At 41.4% G+C, this 21,005-nt stretch carries 15 protein-coding genes; 14 read left to right on the plus strand and 1 reads right to left on the minus strand.

Going from position 1 to position 21,005, the window contains the following annotated elements; translation table 11 throughout:
* Positions 1-328 precede the first annotated feature (328 nt).
* The 7 genes from NYE74_RS07345 (at position 329) to galU (ending at position 7,812) form a co-directional block, all read left to right on the plus strand.
* Positions 329-1,462: an ROK family transcriptional regulator gene (locus NYE74_RS07345; RefSeq protein ID WP_036619422.1), complete on the plus strand. Its 1,134-nt coding sequence runs from the start codon at positions 329-331 to the stop codon at positions 1,460-1,462.
* 172 nt (positions 1,463-1,634) lie between these two features.
* Complete coding sequence (locus NYE74_RS07350) at positions 1,635-2,918, plus strand: extracellular solute-binding protein (protein ID WP_341004698.1); 1,284 nt, start codon at positions 1,635-1,637, stop codon at positions 2,916-2,918.
* A gap of 67 nt (positions 2,919-2,985) precedes the next feature.
* On the plus strand, positions 2,986-3,870 hold the full coding sequence (locus NYE74_RS07355) for a carbohydrate ABC transporter permease (RefSeq protein WP_170180045.1): 885 nt from the start codon (positions 2,986-2,988) through the stop codon (positions 3,868-3,870).
* Positions 3,871-3,873: 3 nt separating this feature from the next.
* Complete coding sequence (locus NYE74_RS07360; protein WP_036619424.1) at positions 3,874-4,725, plus strand: carbohydrate ABC transporter permease; 852 nt, start codon at positions 3,874-3,876, stop codon at positions 4,723-4,725.
* A gap of 5 nt (positions 4,726-4,730) precedes the next feature.
* Complete coding sequence (locus tag NYE74_RS07365) at positions 4,731-5,723, plus strand: SIS domain-containing protein (protein ID WP_341004699.1); 993 nt, start codon at positions 4,731-4,733, stop codon at positions 5,721-5,723.
* A gap of 5 nt (positions 5,724-5,728) precedes the next feature.
* Positions 5,729-6,655 (plus strand): carbohydrate kinase family protein, encoded by a 927-nt coding sequence (locus NYE74_RS07370; protein ID WP_341004700.1) that lies wholly within the window; start codon positions 5,729-5,731, stop codon positions 6,653-6,655.
* 266 nt (positions 6,656-6,921) lie between these two features.
* A complete protein-coding gene (gene galU, locus NYE74_RS07375) occupies positions 6,922-7,812 on the plus strand; it encodes a UTP--glucose-1-phosphate uridylyltransferase GalU (protein ID WP_036619427.1) in 891 nt (296 codons plus the stop codon).
* A 21-nt stretch (positions 7,813-7,833) separates the two neighbouring features.
* Here galU and NYE74_RS07380 read toward each other — a convergent pair whose 3' ends face one another.
* Complete coding sequence (locus NYE74_RS07380; protein ID WP_341004701.1) at positions 7,834-10,290, minus strand: O-antigen ligase family protein; 2,457 nt, start codon at positions 10,288-10,290, stop codon at positions 7,834-7,836.
* Between the two features lie 129 nt (positions 10,291-10,419).
* Here NYE74_RS07380 and rfbA point away from each other — a divergent pair, with 129 nt between their 5' ends.
* From rfbA to NYE74_RS07415, 7 genes are all read left to right on the plus strand, one after another.
* Positions 10,420-11,286 (plus strand): glucose-1-phosphate thymidylyltransferase RfbA, encoded by an 867-nt coding sequence (gene rfbA, locus NYE74_RS07385; RefSeq protein WP_240752114.1) that lies wholly within the window; start codon positions 10,420-10,422, stop codon positions 11,284-11,286.
* A 70-nt stretch (positions 11,287-11,356) separates the two neighbouring features.
* Positions 11,357-12,139, plus strand: a complete 783-nt coding sequence (locus NYE74_RS07390; RefSeq protein WP_240752113.1) for an ABC transporter permease — start codon at positions 11,357-11,359, stop codon at positions 12,137-12,139.
* A 10-nt stretch (positions 12,140-12,149) separates the two neighbouring features.
* Entirely contained in the window at positions 12,150-13,799 is a 1,650-nt protein-coding gene (locus NYE74_RS07395; protein WP_240752112.1) for an ABC transporter ATP-binding protein, read from the plus strand.
* 31 nt (positions 13,800-13,830) lie between these two features.
* On the plus strand, positions 13,831-16,179 hold the full coding sequence (locus NYE74_RS07400) for a class I SAM-dependent methyltransferase (RefSeq protein ID WP_240752111.1): 2,349 nt from the start codon (positions 13,831-13,833) through the stop codon (positions 16,177-16,179).
* Positions 16,172-17,014 carry a glycosyltransferase gene (locus tag NYE74_RS07405; protein ID WP_240752110.1) on the plus strand — a complete coding sequence of 281 codons (843 nt, stop codon included), beginning with the start codon at positions 16,172-16,174 and terminating at the stop codon, positions 17,012-17,014. The genes NYE74_RS07400 and NYE74_RS07405 overlap by 8 nt, the downstream gene beginning before the upstream one ends.
* Positions 17,015-17,027: 13 nt before the next feature.
* Complete coding sequence (locus NYE74_RS07410) at positions 17,028-18,125, plus strand: glycosyltransferase (protein ID WP_240752109.1); 1,098 nt, start codon at positions 17,028-17,030, stop codon at positions 18,123-18,125.
* A 34-nt stretch (positions 18,126-18,159) separates the two neighbouring features.
* Positions 18,160-20,973, plus strand: a complete 2,814-nt coding sequence (locus tag NYE74_RS07415; protein WP_240752108.1) for a DUF7657 domain-containing protein — start codon at positions 18,160-18,162, stop codon at positions 20,971-20,973.
* Positions 20,974-21,005 lie beyond the last annotated feature (32 nt).

Here is a 21,005-nt window from a genome sequence, read left to right on the forward strand (position 1 = left end):
TGCCAAAGAAGAAGTTTTGTACCTGAACTTGTTATCCCGATTCCGCTTGATCGGACGTTTGTCCGGTGAAGCGGTTTTTTGTTATCGAAGAGGGATGAAGGGATCAATCGTTATCATAATTTGATGTTAGTTTAGTTACACACAATATGTTATATTTATCTATTTTTTTGATCTTTTCCATACCATTTCGAACAACATTGTCAGTTTTCATAACATATTTTCAAAATGATATCGCTTACACTATTGACAGTAAATTTCGACATGTTATAATTACTTTAAATTTTAGTTTGTTTGTTCTCCGACGAAACTGAATGAAGGAGGGGAGAGGTTGTACAATCGAACCGGAAGTTTAGATCTGATCAAGAAGATCAACCGGAATTTGGTTCTGGAAATGATCCGCAGCGAGAAAAAAATCAGCAGAGCTTTAATAGCCAAAAAATTAGGTTTAAGCCGATCTACGGTCACCTCCATCGTCAATGAGCTGATCAAGAAAAAGTTTGTTGTGGAGACGGGGTTGGGCGACTCTACCAAGGATGGGGGCCGCAGGGGAATCGAACTGGGCTTTAACCCTAAATCGGGATACGGCATCGGCGTCGATATCGGGCGGACTCGAACCCTGATCGTATTGACCGACCTTGATGGTGAGATCGAGCATAAGGAAGAATGCAAAACAACGGCTACCGTAGAAGAGACTTTGGATCTGGTTCAATCGTTTATTCAAAAATCCGGGATTGAAAAAGATCGTATCCTCGGCATGGGGATCGGGCTTCCGGGGATTGTGGACAGCAGGGAAGGGATTCTCCTCGACGTGCCCGCTTTGAACTGGGGCAACATCAATCTGATTGAGAAGGCGAAAACCTATTTTCCGTTTCCGGTATATGTCAACAACGATGTCAATTTTGCCGCATTAGGCGAAAGATGGCTGGGCAGCGAGGGGTTAACGGACAATATGTTCTTCATAGCCATTGGAAGCGGGGTGGGCGGCGCTATTATCGCCAACGGCGAATTAATTGAAGGCCATCGTTACTCGGCGGGGGAAATCAACTGTTTTATCGATCGGGAGGACCTGGCCCAAAACAGACGGAACCGTCCCGGACAGACGGGAGCGTTCGAGCAGCAAATTTCGGCATTCGCTCTGGAGAAAAGCGGGGTATCTCCCGAAGAACTTTTTGTTCGCTACACCCGGGGAGAGCCTGAGGCGGCTCGCGTTATTAACGAATTTGTGCAATATTTGTCCATCACCATCGCGAATATCGCAAGCTTGCTGAATCCGCAGAGAGTGATTATCGGCGGGGGCGTATCCGGCTCCATGTCCGCCGTAATTGAGGATATCCGCCAGCAGGTGTCTGAACTCACGCCGATCCGCACGGAGATTAAGCTGGCCCGCCTGGGCAGGGATGCGGGCGGATTGGGAGCAGTCGCTTACGTATTCCAGCAGCTGCAGGATGCGGAGGATCTATAAGAAAAAGCTTTTATCGACGTACTTTCAAGGAAGCCAGAACACATATAGCGGTAGTTTCTATGGTCTTAAAAAAATTCAAGTTCAGTCAGCAAGAGGCTCTGAAATGAAGAGCCGCGCCGCTTTCAATTTGTTTGTACTTCGAACAAACTAACATATCAATGGGGGTTATTTCATGAAAAAGTCATTACTCGGTATCATGTCCCTTGTGCTAATTCCGTCCCTGCTCGCCGGGTGTTCCGGCGGAAAACCGGCAAGCGGCGCCAATGACGGCGGTGTTCAAACGATTCGCGTTTTGTCGAGCGATGACTTTGCGGGCTTCCGGGAGAAAGCGGTGGAGGAGTTCAATGCGAAAAACCCGGACATCAAGGTCGTTCTGGATCATGTAGCGTACGATCAGTTGCACGATAAGGAGTTGGCCTCCTTTAACGCCAGCGGCGACGCGGCTTACGACATTGTGGACGTCGATGAAATCTGGACCTCCGAGTATGCCAACGCCGGATTCATTCTTCCGGTGACCGACCGCTACACCGACGAGATGAAGCAAGGCATCCTGCCGGCGAGCCTGCAAATCGCCAGCCTGGGCGAAGAGATCTATGGCGTACCGATGTTTAACGATGTCGTGTTCTTTTACTATAACGAAGAACTGTTAAAGAAGGCCGGTTTCGATCACCCGCCGGCGACTTGGGACGAGTTCACTGCGATGTCGAAAGCTCTGCAGGAGAAAGGAATAACCCCCGGTTCGGCCAGCGCATGGGGATGGAGCGCCAATGAAGGCCTCGTTGCTTACTTTGCCGAATTCCTCGGCTCCTTCGGAGGAAAGTTTATGGATGAGGCGGGTAAGCCGGCGTTCAATGACGAGAAGGGAGTTCAGGCGCTCACGTTCATGGCCGATTCCATGAAAAACGGAGTGATCGACAAGGCGTCGATCAACTACAACGACCGTCAAGTGCTGGATGCTTTTAAAAACGGGAAAACGGCGTTTGTTGCCGGATGGTCTTTTTACTGGGGCGAATTGAACGGCAGCGATTCCAAAGTCAAAGGCAAGGTGAAGGTGGGGATGGTTCCGGCGGCCGAGGGAGCCCCGCATACGGCGGCTACCGGGTCGATGTACCTGGCGATTACTCCGCAATCGGAACATGAAGACGCCGCTTGGAAGTTTATCGAATACCTGGGCAGCAAGGAAGTCCAAAAACAGCAATCGCTCGCAGCCGGCTCTCTGCCGATTTGGAAAGAGCTCTACAGCGACGCCGATCTCAATCAGAACTTTACGGCACTGAAGGATATGGAGAAACAGCTGGAGCAGGTGATTTCCCGCCCGTCGCTGGATTCCTACAATGAATTTTCCAAAAATATGCAGATTGTTCTCCAGGCGGTATTAACCGGTCAAAAGGATGCGAAGACCGCGCTTGATGAGCTGGCGGCATCGACGGAACAGCTTGCGGCCAACGGCAATTAAACGGGTCCCGCTCCGGCGGGACTTCCCATCAAACCTGCGGAGTCTCATATGGATGTGGAGGTATCTAATGATCAAAAAACTTCGGCCTTTCGGATATTTGCTGCCCAGTTTTCTCGTTATTCTCGGCGTGACCCTGCTTCCTTTGATCTACGCGATTTTTATCAGCTTCATTAACTTGACCAAAAATGTGCACAAACTGGACAATCCGAAACTTTGGGATTACGTAGGTTTTGAGAATTTCGCCAAAGTGCTGTCCGACGCTTCCTTTTGGCAGGCCGTCGGCCGAACGATGTATTTTACGGTGACCTCGGTAGGTTTGGAGTTCATTCTCGGCATGGCGTTTGCCTTGATTCTGAATGAGAAATTTGCGGGACGAGGTTTTGTCAGAGGTTTTATGCTGATTCCTTGGGCCTTCCCCACGATTGTAAATGCGGTCCTATGGAAATGGCTTTACGACCCGGATCATGGAACGGTCACCGTGTTGCTGGCCGCCCTTGGCATTACGGATGGTTACTTTAATATTTTGGGCTCCTCTTTTTCGGCTATGAATGCCATCGTTATCGCCGATGTGTGGAAAAATACGGCTTTCGTGGCTCTGATTTTATTGGCGGCGATGCAGTCCCTCCCGGTTGAGGCCTATGAAGCAGGCAAAATCGATGGGGCCTCGGCGTTCCGGAGATTTTTCAGCATCACGCTTCCGCTTTTAAGTCCGGCCATATTGGTCGCGCTGATCATGCGGACGATGGAAGCTTTCAAAGTATTCGACATTATTTATATCATGACCGGGGGCGGCCCGGCCGGGGGAACGCAAGTGCTGTCCTTCCTGACCTATCAGTCCTCCATGATGTTCGGCAAATTCAGTTACGGCTCGTCCATAGCGTTTGTGATGTCGATCTTTATTCTGATATTCGCCTTTATCTACATCAAAATTCTATACAAAAAAGCGGAGTGACCTATGGAGAGAACAAGAGCTCAGAAGTTTTGGATATATGTCGGCGTGTCTCTTATCATGCTGTTTACGGCGCTGCCTCTGCTCCTGCTGGTGATCGCCACCTTCTCTTCCAGCGGGGATCTGAACGCGAAAACCCTTCACTTGTGGCCTGCGGAATGGACTTTTGACAATTACTCGAGAGTGTTCTCCGGTGAAGCAAGCGACGGCAGCCTGCCCCCCTTTCTAACGGCGATGAAAAATAGCGTGGTCGTCGCGCTCAGCTCCACCCTGCTGACGCTGTTCATCGGGATGTTTGCGGCGTATGCCTGCGCCAGGTTCCGTTTTCGCGGCAAGGACGCCTTGCTGGTCTCGATTCTTGGCTTCCGGATGGTGCCGGAAGTGGTGCTGCTGATCCCTCTGTACGTGATCTTCGCCCGAATGGGGATGATCAACCATAAGCCGGCGCTTATCGTGATCTATATGGCCTTTAACCTGCCGTACGTCATTTGGATGATGCAGACGTATTTCCGTTCGATTCCAAGGTCTATGGAAGAATCGGCGCAAATCGACGGCGTATCGCCGCTCGGCATTTTGTTCAAGTTTTTGCTGCCGCTATCGCTTCCGGGCTTGGTGGCCACCGGAATATTCGTGCTGCTGATCGCCTGGGACGAGTTTATGTTCGCCAGCATATTCACTTCGACTTATGACGCCAAGACCATTACGGTGGCGATCTCCGAGTTTTCGAAACGCGGCATGATCGACTTCGGCATGCAGATTACCGGCGGATTGCTGGCATCGCTGCCGCCGATTGCTTTGGCTTTGTTCTTACAAAAATACATCATCAGCGGCCTGTCGGAAGGCTCTGAGAAGGGATGAGGATTATGAGTCAATTTTTCAACGAGGTTAAACAACAACCGGAGGCGATCCGGGAGACGATTCGAAACAATATTTCCGTCAGCGCGGCCGGCGACAAGCCGCTGTTGTTGACGGGCATGGGCAGCTCCCTGGCCGCTTCCGAACTGCTTGTCTCTTATTTGAACCTGCACGGCATTCAAGCGTCGGCTATCGACAATTCCGAACTTTTATACTATTATCCCGATTCTTTCCTGGACAAGCATCAGCTTTACATCGTTTCGCAGAGCGGGGAGAGCTTCGAGGCCAAGGAACTGGCCAAGCGCTACCCCTTGGCCTCGGCCATCACCAACTCCCCGGACGGTTCTTTGGCCGGTTTGGCCCGGGAGGTTCTGCTCACGCATGCGGGAAAAGAAATAGCTATCGCTTCCTCGAAATCTTTTACGACGACGGCGGCTTTGATGCTGCTATTGGGCTCTAAAATGACGGGGAACGATCTGACGGATTCGCTTTATCGGACGGCTGACGTCATTGAAGAGCATTTGAATAGAGAAGAGGAGTACCGGAAGCGGATCGTCGATTTCATTAGCCCGGAGAAACCGCTCGTTCTGCTGGGCCGGGGGCCTTCGGTTTACACGGCGCGGCAGGGTTCCTTGACGCTGAAGGAAACGGCGCGGATTTTTGCCGAGGCCGCTTCGGCTCCGCAATTCCGGCATGGTCCATTCGAATTGATTAAAGAGAATTTGCAAGCCATCTTCTTTAATCCTAAAGGAGCAACTTACGAAACTAATAAAAAGTATGTTCTGGAAATGGCCGAATTGGGCGCGAAAGTGCTTTATGTCTCCGACGAAGAGCTTAGACATGAACGCGTCATGTCGTTCGCAATTCCATCCGTTCACGAATACGTGAGCCCTATTCCTTACTCGCTGGTCGTTCAGTTAGCCGCCATCGAGTTATCGGCGAAGCGGGGGTTGGTCGCTGGGGAAGCTGAAATCATCACGAAAGTTACAGGGAAGGAATAACCTCGATGATTAATTTGGTAGGTGTGATCACCGCAGATCTGATCCTCGCCCAAGTGAAAGAGCGGCCGGACTTTGGCGAAGAACATATGGTCGACACGATGATTTTGCGGCCCGGCGGCCTGGCCAACACGATTTTCCCGCTGGCCAAGCTCGGCGTCAAACAACGGGTCATCTCCCTTTTGGGCCAAGACGATTACGGAAGCAAAATTTACGACGAGATATCTCCACTCATAGAAAATGAGCTTGCCCGGACCGAAAAAGGGACGGTGCTGTCCGTATCCATCGTCAAAGAGGGCGGGGATCGCTACTTTGTTACTTATAAAGGGAACGCCTACGATTTAACCGCGGCTTCGGTTGAAAGGGAGCAAGATTTCGACCTTGCGCGTGCGACGCTGTTGTACGGTTATTTCCTGGCTCCGGGATTTGGTCCCGATGCGGCGCAAACCTGTTTGAAACGGGCTAAAGCCGCCGGTCAAATCACTTTCTTCGATGCCAACTCGGCCATCGATGGTTGGAGTTTAAAGAGCAGGCAGGAGATTATCTCCTTCCTGCCGTACATCGATTACTTTATGCCCAACGATGAAGAAATTTTGCATCTAACCGGGGCGAGCGAGGTGGATCAAGCCGCGAAGCACTTGATTTCTTTAGGCGCCAATACCATCATTGTCAAGCGGGGAAGCCGGGGAGCGAGCGCTTATACCCGCTCGGGAGCCGTGCATCATGCCGGATTTCCTGTAAAGGCTTACGACACGACGGGGGCCGGGGATAGCTTCAACGCCGGCTTCATTTACAGCGTGCTGGAGGAGAAACCGCTCGAAGAAGCGTTGAGATACGGGAATATGCTGGCCAGTATTGTCGTCTCCAAAAAAGAAGACCGGTACCCCACGCCCGATGAAATTGAGAGAAACATTATGGAAAAGGCGGGCAGGTAACCGGTTGAAATAACCGAATTTCACAAATAAGGGTTTATTCTAGGGTTTATTCCGCAGGACCGGAGCCGCGGAATAAACCCTTTTTCTTCAAGGGAGTAGCTAGATTTGAGAATTTTTAGCGGGGGGATTCAAAACCTAAATCAGAGACAATGGACAAAATGGGCGGATCGGGAGCATGTCTCTAGGTCCGTGTATCTATGTTTGTACAATGTATGTGGTATAATGTCAACATCTGCAATTTATTTTCCAATTAGGGAGAAATTTTAATGAAAATTCGTAAAGCAATTATTCCGGCGGCCGGATTAGGGACGCGTTTTCTGCCGGCGACCAAGGCCATGCCCAAGGAAATGCTGCCGATCGTCGACAAGCCCACGATCCAATATATCGTGGAGGAAGCGGTCGCTTCCGGGATTGAAGACATTATTATTGTAACGGGGAAGGGTAAGCGTGCGATCGAAGATCACTTTGATACATCATTTGAGCTAGAATACAATCTAAATGAAAAAGGAAAATTTCAGCTTCTTGAAGAGGTACGTAAATCTTCGGAGATGGCGGATATTCACTACATCCGGCAAAAGGAACCAAAAGGCCTGGGACATGCGATCTGGTGCGCACGGAAATTTATCGGCAACGAACCGTTTGCCGTGCTGCTTGGCGACGATATCGTCGAGTCGGAGGTACCTTGCCTAAAACAAATGATCAACGTGTTTGAGGAGCATAAAGCTTCGGTAGTTGGTGTGCAGCCGGTAGACTGGAATGAGGTGTCCCGTTACGGGATTGTGAATCCTACGGTGATTCAGGAGCGGGTTTACTTGGCCAATGAACTGGTGGAGAAACCAGAAACCGGTAAGGCCCCCTCTAATTTGGCGATCATGGGGCGTTACATTTTGACCCCGGCGATTTTTGGCATTCTTGAAGAACAACAAGTAGGCGTAAACGGAGAGATCCAGTTGACCGATGCGATCTCGCGCCTCGGTGAGACGGAACGAATTTTGGCCTATAACTTCGAAGGAACCCGGCATGATGTGGGCGAGAAGATGGGCTTCATTCAAACCACCATCCATTATGCGCTGGAAAATCCGGAATTGCGGGATGAATTACTTCGTTTTATGACGGAAATCGTTAGTGCAAATCAAAAAACGGCCTCTCCTGAGTGAGAGACCGTTTTTCTTTACGCTTTAAAAGTTTTGCTGAGTTATTTTGTCAATTTCCCCTTTTTCGTTCGGATCCATTTGCAGCAAGCGATCATATACCGCCTGGTCGGTGGTTCCGTTCTTCTGCAAGGCTGCCAAATACCAGCGGGCGATCTCACGGTTCGTACCATCATTCAAGTCATCCTTGATGCCAACTTTAAAAATCTCCGCAGCTTTTGCCGGATCGTTCAGCATATATTGCATTTTACCGGCGTTTAGCACCATCGGTTGCGTGATTTCAAACGGATTTCCTTGCAATTGACCTTTCGGCAGAGTTTTCAAATGTTCAACCCCGGCAACCACATGCTGATATGCGGCAAGTCCTGTTTTGAAGTAGTCGTCCTTCTTGGCAGTATCCTGTTGACCAAGCGCTTGGTAACCTAGCTCATAAGACTGCACAATCAACTGTTCGTACCAATTCATATCATAGGCGTAACGATCGGCATTATCGCGAAGAACGGCATATGCCTTATCGTTTTCGCTATTGGATTGATACAGCGTCATGAGCTGCTTGTACATATTTTTGTCGAACGGCTCTTTTTTCAGCGTATTTGTTAGTAAATTAAGCTCTTCGTTGTAAAAAGACTCATCTTTCGTCTGACTGTACACGGCTTGAAGAAGGCTGGACATATACAATACCGCATCGGGGTGATCTCCACGTTTGCTGAGAGCCTTATCCAGCGGTGTTTTAATTTCCTGGAAGTCATTACTTGTGGTGAACAAGTTTTTAGCTTTAACAACGTCTTGGCTCGCCCCAATATAACGGATCGACACAAAGATCAGCACGATCGAGGCAAGCACCATAACCGTGCTATACAAGCCTCGCATTGTGCCTGGCTTCAACTTGAGTTTGGCTACCGGGCGGTTGTCCATCACAGCCGCCATGCCGCCCAGACCCAGGAAAACAAGCATGCTGATAAAAACAAAACTCATATTGAAATCCATCAAGCTGTGAATCAGAATCGAAAAAACAAGAATGAAATAAGCAAAATAAGAGTCACGTTCCTGTTCACCGGCTTTGATGTAGCCGCGAATATATTTATAGAAAATAAAGATCAGAAATGCCACAAAAATAATGAATCCTAAAAGGCCGGTCTCGACCAGATACTGCATCACAAAGCTGTGCGCTTGACGGCTGGAGTACGGGTTGTTTTGATACTTCTCAAAAATCGACGCCCATGCACCGCCGCCTGCACCAATGATTGGATAATCTTTAAGAACTTTTACGGCGTCTTTATAGAATGTCATCCGTTCAAGGAAACTGTGCTGCTGCAGGTTAAGGTTTTCCAAACGATCCCCGATGTTGCCCGGCAAAATATGCTTGAGGTTCGTGCCCAGGAACAGCCAAGCCAGGATACCGACCACAACGACGGAAACGACCGGCAGCCACAGGGTGGACAGCTTTTTCTCGGCCCATTTGCTAAGACCGCTTTCCAAACGAGGAGCTGCATAACGCTGGATCAGCCATGCGATCACGGCCAACGCCAGCGAGGCGCCAAGTACATAAAACCAGCCTTTGGCCGGATCATTGATTTGCCCCAGGTGGAATTGCTGGCCGAGGTTTGTTACCGGTTTAGCGATCACCAGCGTGGCAACACCGGCCAGCACGCAATAAACAATCCACAGGATTTGTTTGGCCGGCTTCAGGAATAACAACAATACGACGAAGACGACAGGCAAGAATACCAAGCCGCCGCGCGATAACGTCAGCAAAATCGAAAGGACCATCGGTACCAGCATAAATGCGTGAACCGCTTGGCCGTACCACTTTTTAGAGCGGGTGATGCCGAACACGGCGATGAAGAAGAAGGCCATCAGGAACGCAGCATAAGTATTAGGATATTGGAAAACAGATGCGAGTCGCGGACCGTTTGCGTCAACCCAAACTGCCTGCGTGTATTGTCCATTAACGACAATTCCCGAGAACCAGCCGACAATGGCCGACACGGTTCTTCCCTGACCGAGCCAGTTGAATAAGCCGAACAGCACAATCACGTAAGCAACCGTAATCAAGGTCGTCTCAATCATCCGGTTGGCCTTGTGATTTTGCAGCAAATAAAGTCCCATAATGAACATAAACGCATAAAGCGATTGAATCAGCACCATATTGGATGCAAAGTACTGGCTTGCCGCTGAAATAAGTGCGATAATGTAAGTTATGGGAATTAAGAGAACAAATAGGGCTGTCCAGTCCCGTTGGTCTTCCAGCTTGATATTTTTGAAGAAAGCCGCAACCCACACCAGCAGCAAGATGCTGCCGACAAGAACCGACCAATAGATCGGCTGCTCAAAATTTAGCACAAGACCGTTAAACACACCGGCCTGGAATGGGGCCCAGACCAAAAACATAATTAAGCCAATTAACAACAACCATAACGCCGCAGGTAACTTTTCCCGAATTCTCGACTCTACGGCCATTTTCCCGTATACTGGATTCGACACGTATTTATCTCCTTTGCTAGTAGATACGTTAGTATTTTAGCATAGTGCGAAGTTTGGAGCTAGATTTCGATTTTGCGAAGGTTGCTATTCAACATATATTAATATTACGAAAAGTTAGGGTGAGCTATTTTGAAAGGTATAGTTTTAGCTGGCGGATCAGGAACCAGGTTATATCCATTAACAAAAGCTGTTTCTAAACAGATATTACCAATTTACGATAAGCCCATGATTTATTATCCGCTATCTGTGCTAATGCTTGCTGGAATTAGAGAGATTCTTATTATTTCTACTCCGCGTGATTTGCCACTATTTATGGATCTGCTAGGAGATGGAAGCCAATTGGGGATGAGATTTTCCTATCAAGCTCAACAGGAACCAAAGGGATTGGCTGAGGCATTTATTTTGGGAGAGGATTTTATCGGTTCGGACAACGTCTCATTAGTACTGGGGGATAATATATTTTATGGACAAAGATTTAGCGAAATACTAAAGAAAGGCTCATCTATACAGAATGGTGCTTTGATATTCGGTTATTATGTTAAAAATCCGGTTGATTACGGAGTAGTTGAATTCGATACGTTTAATAACGTTGTTTCTATTGAAGAAAAACCTAAAATGCCCAAGTCGAATTACGCTATCCCTGGACTTTATTTCTATGACAATAATGTGGTTGAAATTGCAAAAAATGTAACTCCATCTGCCAGAGGGGAACTTGAGATAACATCAATCAACCAGATGTATCTTGAAATGAAGCGTTTAAAAGTAGAGCTTTTTGGCAGAGGAATGGCATGGCTTGATACAGGAACGCACCAGGGATTATTAGAAGCGAGTAATTTTGTTGAAGCGATTCAAAAGAGACAGGGTCTATATATAGCTTGTATTGAGGAGATAGCGTTTAGGATGGGCTATATTACCGAGTCCGAATTAGAAAAACTCGCAGAGCCATTACTGAAAACTGAATATGGTGCTTATTTAATAGATGTAGTAAGAAGTTAGTTTATACCTTTTTTCAAAACGATTGAAGTTAAATTTAAAAGAAGGATTCCAATGATTGTGGGGTTAATTCATGTTCGTAAAAAGAGCTGTAAATTTGTATGGTAAATACGGTTTCCTGCTTTCTCAACTGGTTGAGAGGGATTTTAAAACAAAGTACAGAAGATCGGTTTTGGGTATTTTGTGGAGCCTGCTAAATCCATTACTGATAATGGTTGTACAATATATGGTTTTTTCTACAGTATTTCGATTTGATATACCCAACTATGCGGTTTATTTGTTAAGCGGTATTGTTATGTTTAACTATATGTCTGATGCAACAACGCAATCAATGACCTGCATTATTCAGAACGCATCACTTATTAATAAGGTTTATATTCCCAAATATATCTATCCATTTTCTCGTGTTGTTTCTTCTGGCGTTAATTTTTTGTTTTCTTTATTAGCCCTTTATGTCGTAATCATAGCTAGTGGAATGAAAATTACGTGGACACACTTCGCGATCCTGTACGGAATTTTATGTCTATTCATATTTATTTGCGGAGTGTCTTTTTTGCTTGCGTCGGTGATGGTGTTCTTCAGAGATACCCAGTTTTTATATAGTATTGTGCTGACGATTTGGACTTACTTAACCCCAATATTTTATCCTGAAAGCATACTTCCATCTTCAATGGCGACCGTGCTGAAATTAAACCCTATGTATCACTTTATAAGATTCATTAGATTTATAATTTTAGAAGGTGGTTTACCGGTTGCGAAAGCATGGATAAATTGTGGGCTTATAGCTGTATGTTCTTTGGTTATCGGAATAATAGTGTTTAAACGGACTCAAAATAAATTTATTCTTAATTTGTGAGGAGATCAATTTGATTTCAGTAGATAATGTTTCTATGAAGTTCCGGATGGCAAATGATCGTATTATGAGTCTTAAAGAATATGTTATTAAAAAGGTATCGGGTAAGATTGAATACAAAGAATTCGTCGCATTAAATGATGTTTCGTTTTCTATTAAAAAAGGAGAAGTCGTAGGGATTATTGGCAATAATGGTGCAGGGAAAAGCACCTTGCTTAAGATTATTTCGGGAATACTGGCCCCTACTGAGGGAAACGTAAAAGTCATGGGTAACATTGCACCAATGTTAGAACTTGGGGCCGGATTTGATATTGATCTAACTGCTAAAGAGAACGTTTTTCTTAATGGAGCCGTACTCGGCTATTCTAAAAAGTACTTAACAGAGAAATATGATGAGATTGTTGAATTTTCAGAATTACATGAGTTTATGAATGTTCCTGTCCGCAATTTTTCCTCTGGTATGACAATGCGGTTGGCATTTTCGATTGCAACACTAGTTGATCCAGATATTTTGATTGTAGATGAGATACTATCAGTCGGTGATGCTAGCTTTCAGAAGAAGAGTGCACGGAGGATGCGTGAGTTAATGAGCGGAGGCACAACCGTTATTATGGTTTCTCATAGCATAGAACAAATTAGACAAATGTGCTCTCGAGTTATATGGCTTGATCGTGGTGAGATCAAAATGATTGGTAACGCCAATGAAGTTTGCAAAGCATATCTGAGTTACACAAGGGAAGTTGTTGCTTCCCAATCAGGGATTACAAGTGATTTTAATAATTATAAATCTAAACTTTACTCACCGACGTTCATAACTAAAATTGACGAACGTTATTTTATTGTAGATTGCTGGCACCATCGTGTAGTTCACAATGATAATTTATTAGATGAAATCGAATATTGGGATAATTTACCTATAGATTTAAATAATCCTCATTCGATTGCATCAGATGGTTCGGTGATTTTAATTGAAGATACGGGGAATGATGCGGTAAAGGTATTAAAGATATTTGGATCTAGCAACTTTGTAGAAACGCAGACAATCTCAGGAATTGGTCGACAACCCAATAAAATTGTTTATGACAACAATACAAATCGATTTTACGGAATTTCCGCGTCATCCCAGCAGATATTCGTATTAAAGAATATTAATGATGTTGTTGAAGTTGAGAAAGTAGTTAAGTTGGATTTTCTAAAATCGGCTTATGTTAGATCTATTAGCTTAATAAATGATAGTCTTTATATTGTTTCGGGTCCGGGTAAGATAATGGTGGTTAATCATCAGGATTTATCATTTGATTTAGTTAATGAATACACTGTTCCTTTTAATTTTCAAGGAATGAATGAAATTATAAAAATTGGTTCGTATTTTTATATTAGTATTTATCAAAATGGTGCCGGCGATATTACGCCAGGATTAATCAGAGTCAAAGATCTATCCAATATAGAAGAATCATATGAGGATATAATGGGAGTATTGGACGTAAGGGGGGTCCCTTATGGTTTGGTTAGTGTAGATGATAGGATATTTTTAACAGAAATTGACTCGTATTCAATAATTAAATCTTTTAGAGTAATAGACGATGAAATTAACGATATTCAGGTGCATTTTGATATAGGTGGACCTGATATGTACTCATTAAATAGGCGAGATCTTAAGTGAAATTTTGAAAATGTGAGTTGGAGGGCATAGAATGGCAAAGTTAAATCTTGATTACTATAAATCGAGTAATGACGACCTCTACTCTGATGGGGATATTGAACAAGAATTATTTAAAATTTCTCAATCAATGGACGAATACGATTGGTATCAGGATGGGAGATGGCCGATTGTTTATCATTTTTCTCATCTCCGACACAACATATTGAATTGGTTTCCATTTAAGCAAAATTGCAGCATTTTGGAAATTGGAGCGGGCTGCGGGGCAATAACAGGGTTATTTTGTGAACGGGCTGAGAAGGTTGTTGCAGTCGAGTTAACAAAACGACGTGCCGAGATAAATTATCAACGCCACAAACACTATGAGAATTTAGAAATTGTAGTGGGTGACATTCAAAGTATTCCTTCAGATTGGAAGTTCGATTACGTTATCGTAAATGGTGTCTTAGAATATGCTGCTTATATGATTGATAGTGAGAATCCATATAAAAAATTTCTGGAAATATCCAGTTCTCATTTAAATGAAAAAGGCAGAATACTAGTTTCTATTGAGAACAGATTAGGACTTAAATATTTTTCAGGTGCTAAGGAAGATCATACTGGCGAGTATTTTTCTGGGATTAACGGTTACATGCATGGTGAGAAAGTAAGAACTTTTTCTAAGGTAGAACTTTGTGAATTAGTTGAACAGGCAAGTCTTCATGTTTTGAAGTACTATTACCCTTATCCTGATTATAAGTTCCCTGCGGAAATTTTTACGGATAAAACAATAAATACGATAGTGCCTTCGGTTCCGAATTATCCTATGGATATGTCCAGAGCAGCATTGTTTGAAGAACAAAAAATCTACCAATCCTTTATGAAGCAAAAGATTATGGATAACTTTGCTAATTCTTTTCTTGTTGAGATAGCTTCAGTGCCAAATGAAAAAGCAGCAAATATTTCTTATGCAAAATTAAGTGCAAATAGAAAAGAACAATTTCGCATTTGCACAATTTTCGATGATGCTATGAATTGTGTATATAAGAAGGCTTTAAATTCAAAAGCATTAATGCACTTAAGTAATATGGAACGTTACAGTGGATTTCAATATTCCTATGATGGATCTATGGAGAATATTGCTTGTAAAAAAGAAACCACAGGGCTTTCATATTCATTTCTGTCACAGGTAAGTTTAGAGGAACTTTTGATTGAAGCTTTAAGGAATGATCAAAATCTTTTCTACAAAGAAATTTCTCGTTTTAGAGATACTTTGTTTAATAATGTCCCTAAAGAACATCAACCGCATTCTTCGGAATTTAAAGAGATTTTTGGGGACTTGCGTTGTCAACAGGAACTTCATTGGGCTTCAGATCGAAACCTCGACATGATATCTGGTAATGTATTTGTAAATGAAAATAGTTATAGGGTAATTGATTACGAGTGGCATTTTCGCTGTGAACTACCGCTTGAATTTGTGATCTGGAGAATGCTTAGACAATTTATGACAGATCATTCTTTAGATTCGCTCCTTACCCCATCTATAATAAATGACTTAATTCATATTGATCAGCAAACTGAGGAGTGTTTTATTAGCTGGGAAACTCACTTTGCAAGAGAATATGTTGGAATAAAAGAGCTTTATAGTCTTTCAAAGGATATTATTCCACTTAATATCGAAAGAGCAGTAACTCAGTACTTGAAGGAAAATAGATTGAAAACCACATTATTTTTCGACGTTGGTAAAGGTTATACCGATGTTAATATTGAAAGTAAATACGCAGTGCCTGTTTCTGGTTATTTCAGAGTAACTTTTCAAAAAGATACATTAAAAAAGGCAAAATTATTAAGATGGGATCCTCTAGAGGGGGAGGCTAGTTGGGTAAAAATAAAGAGTATTGAGACAGATGGAATAGTTTCAGATATTAACCCAATTAATGCTGAAGAGAACTCTGAGGATAAGGGGGCTAAGTTCTTTACCTTCGATCCGCAGTTTGAGATTTTTGGAGACTTTACAAATGCTACTTATTTAACAATCGATTTTTTCTGTAGTATTATCGATTGGACAGAGGGGTACCTAGAACGGGAAATAGAAATTAATCAATTAAGAGAGCTTGTTGCTGATATACAAAATAAAATTATTACAATTCAACAGAACTATGAGAAAACGGAAAATCAATTAGTCTTTACAACAAATGAACTCAAATCTACTCAGGCTCATCTTGATGAAGCATTATCAGCTCAAAAAAGTACTCAAGCCAAACTGGAAATTGTTGAACACGAGTTAGAAAATACGCAAAAATATCTTAGTCATATAACTAAATTTGCAAGAGAGCATAAGTTTAAAGCTGTTAAAAATGTTTTGTTTCATGGTGAGATAACTAGGGGGACGCTTGATGAGTAAAGTAAGTATTATTATGCCTTGCTACAATGATGGTGCCTATATTGAGGAGGCTATTGCTTCTGTCAAAGCACAGACATATAAGGATATAGAATTAATTGTTGTTGACGATGGCTCTAATGATGATCATACTCTAAAAGTGTTAAATGACAAAGTAACTGATTCGGATATTAAACTTATACGTACCAATCGCCTTAGGCCGGCAGGGGCAAGAAATGCCGGAATTGCAGAAGCCACGGGAAAATACATATTACCCTTGGATTCAGATGATACTATTGAGCCGGACTATGTGGAGAAGGCGGTTAACATATTAAATAAAAATAATCATATTGGTGTAGTTTATTGTTACGCGGATTTATTCGGGGAAAGGAGCGGTAGATGGGACCTCCCGAATTATTCACTAGAAAAAATGCTTCTAGATAACATTGTTTTTGTTACCGCAATGTTTTATAAAGAAGACTGGGAGAAGGTTGGCGGATTCAATACTAATATGGAGCATGGAATGGAAGATTATGATTTCTGGTTATCTCTGCTAGAATTAGGCCGGGAAATATATCAAATTCCCGAAGTTTTATTTCATTACAGAATTAAACCTAGTTCACGTACAACCGAATTCTTAACAGATATCAATATTGTTAAAAAAACCTATAGTGATATTTTTTCTCAACATCCGGCCCTTTATGAAAAATATAAACATTTATATCCACTAGTCATAAGAGATGCTCTAATAGAACAGATTTTTTTGAACAGGGCGCTACAAGACAGTATTACAATTTTAGAGAAAATCAAAAGAATTCCTATACTTAAATCCATCATAAAAAAATATATTATTAAATAATAGAGGTATATTTATGATCATTTTTACATCTATTTGTGCAAATTATCTGCACAAGGCTAGAACTCTTGCGAAATCGGTAAAGGATAATATTCCTGATGCAACTTTTATAATTTGTTTAACAGAAAAAGAATTATTGCCTCAGTATGAATCTCCTTATTTTGATCGAATTGTTTTATCCAAGGATGCTTGGGAGGGGAATTTTGATCGTTTTATCTTTAAACATACTATAGTGGAAGCCTCGACTGCTGTTAAAGGCCAATTTTTTCGATACTTATACACGGAATATCCAAAAGAAAATAAATTTATTTATCTTGATCCAGATGTGTATGTTTACTCGGATTTTACAGAATTACGCTCTATTTTAGATACACGTCCGATCGTATTATGTCCTCATCTGCTTGATCCTGGGAATATTGATATGGAGCTCTCTAGTACAGCTCATGGAGTGTATAATCTTGGCTTTTTAGGAGTCAGTCGCAGTGAGGAAGCCCGAAAATTTATAGATTGGTGGGCTGAAAGACTCTACCTTTTTTGTTACGACGATATTGTTAACGGAATTTTTACTGATCAGAAGTGGATTGATTTAGCCCCCTGTTTCTTTGATGTCGAAATATTTAGACATAGAGGTTATGATTTCGCTCCCTGGTCACTGTTGGACTGTGGCATGACAGAACAAAATGGGAACTATTTTATAAAAGGGGATCCTCTACGGTTCATACATTTTTCCGGTTATGGAGATTCCGCTGAAAAATGTATGAGAGAGTGGCTGCCGGAGGGGCCTCATCCATTTAGGAATCTATACGCCGAATATTCAAAAATCCATGATAGTAACGATTCAGATAATATATCCAAGACACCCTGGTCATACGGTAAATACAATTCAAACGAAAAGATTGATGATTCGATTAGAATTTCATATCGAAAAGATTACGACGTTATGTTTAGTCTAGAGAACCCTTTTGAAATGAGTAATGAATATTTTAGAAAGAGACTGAGTTCACAACTGATAATTAAGAAAACTTCGGGATTATTTAATAAATGTTTTCAAATCATTAAAAATCAAGGATTTAAAGTCTTTTTGAAAAAAGTATTTAGAAGAATATTCAAATAATGCTCTATCATGCATTTTATTAGGAGTAAGTATAATGACAAATACAATATTAAAAAAAAGAAAAGTTTTTATATTCGTTATTCTCTTTCTTTTATTTAATGGCATTTTGTTTAGCCTGTTCCAACCTTCTGTGAAAATTACTTTGCGTGGTCAGGAAGACACATTGCTTCATTTCTTTTATGATAATCTAAGTGAAGACTATCCATTTGATGATTCACATATGGCTACATTTGATTATAATTCAAAAAACGGAATCGAAGCTATCGTAGTTAAAGTTCCATTGAAAAATTTAAATAAACTTCGAATTGATTTTGGTACAGTTCCAACATCGTTTGAAATTTATTCTTTTTCAATTTTAAAATCGCCAATTTATGAAATTGCTTTCTCAAATGAAGAGTTTAAAAAACGATTTTCAAATCTAAATGATATTGATAATTTAAAAATAGTAGATCAATATATAGATGTTGTTACTACCGGAGAGGATGGACACATTTATAGTGAGAATCTATTATTTGGAACTGCACCTTCATTTAGAATTGACTTTCTTGTAAAAGAATTTTTTCTTATTATATGTACATTACTATTAGTCAATTTGGCTATAATTATTAATTTACTGAAACCATTGTTGTTTTCTATCAAAAAAATTAACAAGAAACTTATATGTCATCCTTTAAGTAAAAAAGACAGAATATTAGGATTGTTACTAGTTCTGACTTATTCTTTTATACTTGCTTTTTTTACGGATGTGGTAGTTTTTCGCCTTATTGCAAAAACTGCTAATTTATTCGGTTTCGATACATTATATCGATATTTTTCTAAGTCTCTGTTTTTTTCCTTAGATCGGGTTTATTTTATATTTATTTTTGTCTTTGCTATAGGAATAGTTATATATCTAGGGATACGTAAAGCTGTTCGCTATCGGTACGGAATTGCCTTTTTATTTTTATTACTTATGGTTATTGGTAAATTCACTGGTTCTTCTTTAGGTTTTTATGATGGTATGCTTCAAGGGAACACTGCGAATTACCATGAAAGTACCCTGTTAGGAATTCCACAAGGCATTCGTGGAGATGAATGGGCTACAGAAAAACCGTATTATTTTGCCCAAATTATGGGCGATAATGAGCTACCTTATTTTAATAAAAACTTGAGTTTCGATGGTAATGATATGGTTGTATCGGCTTTTGCCCCGGTTAAAGATATAACCATTTTAGCACGTCCTGATTTGTGGGGATTTCTTTTCTTACCAGGTGAGTATGCATTTTCATTTTATTGGTGCTTCCGTTTAATATTATTGTTTATGGCTTCTTTTGAAATGGGATATTTACTAACAAAGCGCTACAGATATGCTATATTAGCTGCGTTTATAATTTGTTTTGCTCCACCAGTTCAATGGTGGCTATCACAAACATTAATGTTAATGTTAATGAGTGGACAATTTGCAGTAGTACTTTTTGACAAGTACTTGAGGGCGGAAAAAAAACATATTAAGATCTCTTGTTTATTGGGTATAGGTTTCTTTGCGTTAGTATATACGCTAACTATGTATCCTGCTACACAGGTTCCTCTAGCATATATATTTTTAGCTATCATTATTTATCTATCTATAAAAAATAAGGAATATAGACCATTTTCTTTGAAAAGAATATTTCACTATTCGTTAGCTCTCATACCTTTTTTTGCGATTATTGTTCGCTTTTTTGTCAAATCTAGTGATGCACTTCATACAATTATGAATACAACCTATCCTGGTTCGACTAGACCCTGGATTAAACTACCATGGGATTATGAACTGTATCAGTTTGTCAACCCGTTTACAGCTATTATACGACATCCTGATTTTCTTAATGCTAGTGAAATAAGCCAATTTTATTCTCTTACACCTTTTGTAATAATTATAACTATATTAATAGTTAAAAATAAGAAGTTGTTGCTTCCGATATTGTTACTGTTTACATCGGTTGGGCTCTGGCTTATGGCGTGGATGCCCTACAACTCATTATTAAATAAAATAACTTTAATGAGTTTTACTTATCCAATTAGAATTACGTATGCATATGGATTTGGTTTTACACTATTAATTATTTCATTGTTACCATTACTTGAAAAGAAAGCTAAGGGAGTACTATCTACTAAGGCTGCTTCTATCATCACTGGAACCATTTTCTTCTTTACTCTTTGTGTTCTTACAAATAGTAACAATGTCTTTGAGTACTATAAGTCGTTTAAATTTGGCACAGTTTTAATGATACTATTAGTTGCTTTGCTATCTTATATTGGTTTTTTATTGCTGACAGGTGGAAGGAATCGAACACGTAGATTAGCCATTTTACTAGTTTTGATTTCAATAGGGTCTACATTGATGGTTAACCCAATTACTCAGGGGACAGACTCTATGTTCGAAAAAACAACTATGGCCAAAATTAGAGAAATTGATGGAAAAGATAAAGGACGATGGATGGTAAGTGGCAGCCCAACGATATCAAACTTAGTTACTGCCCAAGGGGTTGCTAGAACAACTGGAACTTATTATTATCCCGATTGGGCAATGATGGAAACTATTGATAAAGACCATAAATACGTAAATTTATGGAATCAATTTGCTCATATAGATATGAGGCTAACTGACGGTCCATTAGAAGTTTTACTACTTGATCGGGAGAGATCTCAAAAAGTAGATGGAACAAATCGAATTATTTATATTCCAATTGAAACTGCAAAGGAATTAAATGTTAAATATATTTTTACAATCATTCCCATTCCGCAATCGATTATAGATAAAGGAGAAGTTACTTTACTCTATAAAGATAAGATAGATCCTTGGTCAATATATCAAATTAATTATTAATAAATAGTAAATGTTGAAGATGCTCAATAGTA

Origin of the sequence: Paenibacillus sp. FSL P4-0127 (assembly GCF_038007325.1) — a bacterium.
Lineage (GTDB): Bacteria > Bacillota > Bacilli > Paenibacillales > Paenibacillaceae > Fontibacillus > Fontibacillus macerans.

Coding starts and splice junctions, on each gene's coding strand:
- NYE74_RS07355 (WP_170180045.1), top strand. CDS start 2,986: ATGATCAAAAAACTTCGGCCTTTCGGATATTTGCTGCCCAGTTTTCTC.
- NYE74_RS07405 (WP_240752110.1), top strand. CDS start 16,172: ATGAGTAAAGTAAGTATTATTATGCCTTGCTACAATGATGGTGCCTAT.
- NYE74_RS07390 (WP_240752113.1), top strand. CDS start 11,357: ATGTTCGTAAAAAGAGCTGTAAATTTGTATGGTAAATACGGTTTCCTG.
- NYE74_RS07365 (WP_341004699.1), top strand. CDS start 4,731: ATGAGTCAATTTTTCAACGAGGTTAAACAACAACCGGAGGCGATCCGG.
- NYE74_RS07360 (WP_036619424.1), top strand. CDS start 3,874: ATGGAGAGAACAAGAGCTCAGAAGTTTTGGATATATGTCGGCGTGTCT.
- galU (WP_036619427.1), top strand. CDS start 6,922: ATGAAAATTCGTAAAGCAATTATTCCGGCGGCCGGATTAGGGACGCGT.
- NYE74_RS07350 (WP_341004698.1), top strand. CDS start 1,635: ATGAAAAAGTCATTACTCGGTATCATGTCCCTTGTGCTAATTCCGTCC.
- NYE74_RS07370 (WP_341004700.1), top strand. CDS start 5,729: ATGATTAATTTGGTAGGTGTGATCACCGCAGATCTGATCCTCGCCCAA.
- NYE74_RS07400 (WP_240752111.1), top strand. CDS start 13,831: ATGGCAAAGTTAAATCTTGATTACTATAAATCGAGTAATGACGACCTC.
- NYE74_RS07415 (WP_240752108.1), top strand. CDS start 18,160: ATGACAAATACAATATTAAAAAAAAGAAAAGTTTTTATATTCGTTATT.
- NYE74_RS07410 (WP_240752109.1), top strand. CDS start 17,028: ATGATCATTTTTACATCTATTTGTGCAAATTATCTGCACAAGGCTAGA.